Source organism: Rhabdaerophilum sp. SD176 (genome assembly GCF_030143245.1).
Taxonomy (GTDB): Bacteria; Pseudomonadota; Alphaproteobacteria; order Rhizobiales; family Beijerinckiaceae; genus Rhabdaerophilum.
The window spans coordinates 1-5283 of record NZ_JARJNS010000016.1 but is presented as its reverse complement, the minus strand read 5'-3'; the positions used below and the strand labels follow the sequence as shown (position 1 = coordinate 5283).

General features: G+C 58.8%; 4 protein-coding genes. 2 read left to right on the top strand and 2 right to left on the bottom strand.

What is annotated here, in order from left to right; genetic code table 11:
- Positions 1 to 267 precede the first annotated feature (267 nt).
- Together P0652_RS18690 and P0652_RS18685 are read right to left on the bottom strand one after the other, a co-directional pair.
- A complete protein-coding gene (locus tag P0652_RS18690) occupies positions 268 to 858 on the bottom strand; it encodes a hypothetical protein (RefSeq protein WP_284180423.1) in 591 nt (196 codons plus the stop codon).
- A complete protein-coding gene (locus P0652_RS18685) occupies positions 855 to 1529 on the bottom strand; it encodes a GIY-YIG domain-containing protein (RefSeq protein WP_284180422.1) in 675 nt (224 codons plus the stop codon). Before P0652_RS18685 ends, P0652_RS18690 begins: the two co-directional genes overlap by 4 nt.
- 413 nt (positions 1530 to 1942) lie before the next feature.
- Between P0652_RS18685 and P0652_RS18680 the strand changes: the two genes are divergently transcribed.
- Positions 1943 to 3976, top strand: coding sequence for an AAA family ATPase (locus P0652_RS18680; RefSeq protein ID WP_284180421.1), 2034 nt, complete (start codon positions 1943 to 1945; stop codon positions 3974 to 3976).
- Positions 3977 to 4023: 47 nt separating this feature from the next.
- Positions 4024 to 5025 carry a helix-turn-helix transcriptional regulator gene (locus P0652_RS18675; protein WP_284180420.1) on the top strand — a complete coding sequence of 334 codons (1002 nt, stop codon included), beginning with the start codon at positions 4024 to 4026 and terminating at the stop codon, positions 5023 to 5025.
- Positions 5026 to 5283 lie beyond the last annotated feature (258 nt).

Here is a 5283-nt window from a genome sequence, read left to right as displayed (position 1 = left end):
TGCTTCAACACCCGCCACCTTGGCACATCGATGCCGTCGGGGGGCGTCCACCCCATCGCTTACGGACAATCACGGACGTCTGCGGAGGGGAAAGTGGTGCGCAAGAGGGAATCGCGATAAAGATCTATATATTTGTTTATAAATACGAAAAACCAATGTGGTTTTGAAAAAGACCAACAGAAAAACCAACAATTTTTTGTGTTGGAAAACGGGAATCGAATTGCCTTCGGTTCGATTCCCGATTGGGTTGGGGGCGTCGACCGAGCCTCAATCCGGCAGGGACGCCGCACGCAATTGCTCGATCGCGTCGGCCATGCGGGTCCAACTCATCCCTATCGCTGCCGGATGAGCAGTGTGATGGACCAGAATGCGTGAACCATCCGGCAGCCTGTAGGTCTGTGTGGCTTGATCCCAGTGATCCAAGGGCAGGTTGTTCCAGTTCGCCTTGCCTAAAACCAGCAGCCGCGTTGGCCTCGTCGAGGGCAGGGTCTCCAAGAACGATGCCCGCGCGTGATCCCACGCTTCGCGCGATGGTCTCGCCCGCGCACCATGACCAATCGATCCCGGAACAAAGTTATTGAAGGCAACTGTCGCCCAACCGGCCGCGCGCTGCTCGCGGCTTGGCGCAGCATCCGCGCACAGGGCCCTTGTCATTGTGACCATCGAGCGGCTCGCAGCTTCTAGATGATCGATCGCGTGCTCCACGATGCCCGTGGAATGATCCAGATCGGGGACAAAGGTCTCTCCATCCTCTGTCCAGGTGTACGCGCTTTCAGCCAGCACCATGAAACGCGTTTCATGATAGCGGCTTCCGATCCAGCTTTTGAAAGGCAATGGCTTTTCGTCACTCGACATCATCGCGAAGCTCTTTTTTGGAGAACATTCAGGAACTCCGGGTCATAATCACAATCAACGCCGTCAATATTCCATAGTCCAGAGCGGCGGACGTGATCCCCGGGCGGTGCGTGTGTTTCACAGCGCAGACCAAGCCAGTTCTCTGACGGCGGATCGATCTGCTCCGTTGCCGTCAGTCGATAGTTGGACAACAAAGCCACAGAACCTAGTTCGATCTGCCTGCGCTCACTTGCCGGCCCAGCCTCGTCATCGACCGGAACGACAACAAAGCTCATGCTACGGATATACGTAGATACGATCGAATGACGCTGAGCTGAAACCTCTTCGGCATGGACGTCCCAGCCGCTTCGACCAAAAAGGCTGGCACCAACATGGTCCCGGAAAACGGAACCTCTTCCAATTTGGGTTTCATGGGAGCCAAAATGGTTTCTCAGCCTAGTAGCAAATAACGATTTCGAACCATTGCTAACTCTATGTGTGCCGACGCGCACGACGCGGTGCCAGTCTGCATGCTCTGCACGCAGCTCACCTGGCTCAAAGAAAAAATAGACGCCAGATTCTGGCAATTCCTTGAAGTCATTCTGGAATTTTTGATATTCCCAAAGGCCGAAGTTTTCTTGGGCTGTCCACAAAATTTCATAAAAGCGATTTAAGTGGGCAATCTTGTCTTGCATCTCGGCTCCCCAGACTAGGTTGGTTGATCAGAACAACAAACATATATCGATTAAATTCAAGCAAAAATCCATTGGCATGCAGTCTCGACCCCACTCAGATAAACGCATCTGAGCTGCATTTAGAATACTCGAAAAAGTTCTTATTTTCAAAATTCTATATTACCCATAAAAAAATCCCATTCGAATTAAAAATCGAAAATGACAGCGACGTCAACGTAGCGATGCTCGTCGAGAGAGGGCGGAAACGTGGGCTGCTCTAGAAAGGTCAAAGGGCAGCGCCTCAACGATTGAGCAGCGTCAGCTTACATAAGCCCTCGCTGAAGGTAAGCCCGGAAAAATGCCTTGCCCGATAAGATACGTCCGAATCTGACGTGTCGTTCAATTAGCTGTTCCGTATCAACACGGAGCAGTGAATGGGAAACACTTTTGAATTCGCCCTTCTCCTGAAGACCGCACGGGATGTGGCACGGAATTTCTCCGCGGGCAGCGTCGTTGCGCGAGAATTGTCGGACTGGGCAGAGAGCCTGCAACCGAACTTCGTCTGGGACTCTCAGAAAGACCGTCTGATCCAGGGCGGGGTAGCGCCGCAGCGCTGGCGACAGTTGAGCGAATGCCTGTCGAACAGGCTGAAAGCCCTCGGTTCCGTCCGCCCTGATGCCCTGGCGCGAAACATCGCGGAACTGTCCTCCTATGTCGGGCTGAAGGCTGCCGAGCAGCAGATCCTGGCTCTGGCGGTACGCGCCACGCAATGCAGTCCACTGCGAAGCCTGTGCAACATCCTGACCGATGATGCCAATCTGCCGATTGAGGAGGCGGTCCGGCATCTGACCGGATTGCCATCTCATTCCGTGCGCCGGGCCCTGTGGCCTGCATCCCGCCTCATGTCTACAGGCCTTCTGCTGCGCGAGCGGCGCCCATATCACGGGCTCGGGCTTGAACCGCCGGGGCGGCTTGTGCTCGGGCTCGAGCCCCCCTCTCGCGGCTTGCAGGATACCCTCTCCAAGCTCTTTGCATCCGTGCCGCCGGCAATGGTGGAATGGGAGGATTTTGCCCATCTCGGTCCGCAGGGCGATTTTGCACTGAAGCTTCTCGACGGCGCGCTTCGGCGCCGCGAGGTAGGGATCAATCTCCTGTTCTACGGCGCGCCGGGAACCGGCAAGACCGAGTTCTGCAAGGTGCTGGCGGAAAGGCTGGGTGCGCGCCTCCACGCCGTGGGAGAGACCGACGGCGATGGCGAGGAACCCTCCCGGTTCGACCGGATCCAGCAATTGCGCCTTGGCCAGCGCCTGCTGGCCTCGCAGGGGCGGAGCCTGATCCTGTTCGACGAGATGGAAGATCTCCTTCCAGGGCTTGCCTCGCTCTTCGGCATGCCCAAGCGGCATCTTGGTTCGAAGGTTCACACGAACCGCATCCTCGAGGGCAATCCAGTTCCAACCTTGTGGACGACAAACGACATTTCGTCCTGCGATCCAGCGTTCCTCCGTCGCATGACCTTCACGCTGGAGTTGCGGACGCCGCCAGCGACCATCCGGACCCGTGTGTGGACCCGGCTCGCACGGCAACAGCGGATGCCGCTCTCCCTCGAGGCCTGCACGAAACTGGCGCAGGAGATCGAGTTCCCGCCGGCGTTTGTTGGCAGCGCGTTGCGCGCAGCGCGGATTGCCAAAGCCGGCCCGGAAGGACTGGCTTTGGCAGTCGATTCCATGGCCCGCGCCATGCGGGGTGGGCGCGTGATCGCACAACGTGCCAGCAATGTGCATGAATTCGACCTGGCCAATGCCCGTGCTGACCACGATCTCCCCCGCCTCGCCGAGAGGCTCGCTTCGGCAAAATCGGAATTGCCGGTTTCGCTTTGTTTGATCGGCGCGCCAGGCACCGGCAAGAGCGCTTTCGCCCGCCATCTTGCGGCACGGATGAACCTGCCCGTGCTGGAGCGACGCGCCTCCGACCTGCTCGACAAATATGTCGGCGGGAGCGAACGGAATATCGCCGCGGCCTTCGCCGAAGCGCGAGACACGGGCGCGTTTCTGATCTTCGACGAGGCGGATTCGCTGATCGGCACGCGCACCGATGCGACGCGGAGCTGGGAGATCTCGCAGGTCAACGAGATGCTGACCTGGATGGAAAGTCACACTTTGCCCTTTGCTTGCACCACCAACCTGCCAGACCGGCTCGACCCCGCGGCCCTGCGCCGGTTCAGTTTGCGCATCACCTTCCTGCCGCTCGATCCCGATCAGCGGGGTGCCGCATTCCGCCGTTGCTTTGGGCAACCGGCACCAGCCGGCCTCGCCCGGCTCGACCAGCTGACGCCCGGTGATTTTGCCGTGGTTCAGCGCCGGGTCGCGGTTCTCGGTCTGACCGACGCGCGCGAGATCCTTGCCGAACTGGAGCGGGAGCAAGCAGCAAAACCGAACGCCCGGGTACCGATCGGGTTCCGGGTTGCTTGAACCAGGGCAAGGAATCCTCCAGCATTGGCTGGAAGGGGAGATGGCTCGTGCGATATGCCCGCCTTGCCGATCTGGTGAGGCTCGCCCTGCAAGTGCAGGGCCGTGCGGACGGTGTTTCGCTGGATGAGATCTGCGAAACCTACAGCGTTTCGCGGCGAACAGCCGAACGGATGCGTGACGCCCTGCTGGATGCCTTCCCGCAGATCGAAGAGCTTCCGGAGCCCGGTGGCCGCAAACGGTGGCGCATGCCGCCGGGCGCAACGGGGCGGTTGGCAGATCCCACTCTTGACGATATCGCCGCGCTGATCCGCGCAATCGAGCTGGCAGCGAGTTCGGGCGACGATATGACTGCCGACCGGCTGCGGCTGCTTTCCGATCGTCTCCGCGCCCGCTTGCCGCAAGGCGGCCGGCGGCGGCTTGATCCGGATATCTCGGTGCTTCTTGAGGCTGATGGCGTGGCTTTGCGGCCAGGACCGCGCGAGATGATCCCACCGGAAACCTTGGCAAGCCTGCGCCAGGCCATTCTTGGCGGCGTATGGATCGAAGCCGATCACCGTGCCCGCGCATCGGGGCTCTTGAGCCGAAATGTCCGGCTCGGTCCGATGGCCTTTCTCCTCGGCGAAGGACGGCAATATCTGGTGGCGTGGAGCGAATGGGCCGGCGAGCTACGCATGTTCTCGCTTCACGGGTTCGAGCGCATCACGTTGACGAATGAGCCCTTCGAGCGACCGCAGGATTTCGATCTCAAGGCCTGGCAGAGCCGTTCGTTCGGCCTCTGGCATGAAGACCTGCATGAAATTGAATGGCGTTTCTCGCCTGAAGCTGCACCGGAGGCCCGGAACTTTCTGTTTCATCCGGGGCAGGTGCTGAGAAATGAGCCCGATGGCAGCCTTGTTGTCCGGTTCTGCGCCAGCGGGCTGCGGGAAATGTGCTGGCATCTTTTCCGCTGGGGCGATCAGGTCGAAATCATCGGGCCGCCGGAATTGCGGGGCCTTTATCTTGAATTGCTCGAGCAGGCCGTCCAGGCGAATGGTGGGGCCATGAACTGAAATGGAAATCGCATGTGTATCGAATGCCATGTCACTTCAGCATGCTGTTTCTATCTCACGGCTCCAACCACTTGCCTGTTATCAGTGAATCTCGACACTAGAAAGGCAGCTGGGTGATGATCCCGAGACTAGTTTTAATGTAACGAAAGCCTGCGGAGAAAATCCTTGCTCAAAAATCTGATTGTGTTCGGTCGTTGACGTTGCCCCTCTGACCTAATCCAGCTTGAAGTTCGTTCTGGCCGCATGAGGAGACCAGAA

What these genes read in the sequence shown, in the direction of transcription:
- P0652_RS18685 (WP_284180422.1), bottom strand. Translation starts at nt 1,529, where the DNA reads ATGCAAGACAAGATTGCCCACTTAAATCGCTTTTATGAAATTTTGTGG.
- P0652_RS18690 (WP_284180423.1), bottom strand. Translation starts at nt 858, where the DNA reads ATGATGTCGAGTGACGAAAAGCCATTGCCTTTCAAAAGCTGGATCGGA.
- P0652_RS18680 (WP_284180421.1), top strand. Translation starts at nt 1,943, where the DNA reads ATGGGAAACACTTTTGAATTCGCCCTTCTCCTGAAGACCGCACGGGAT.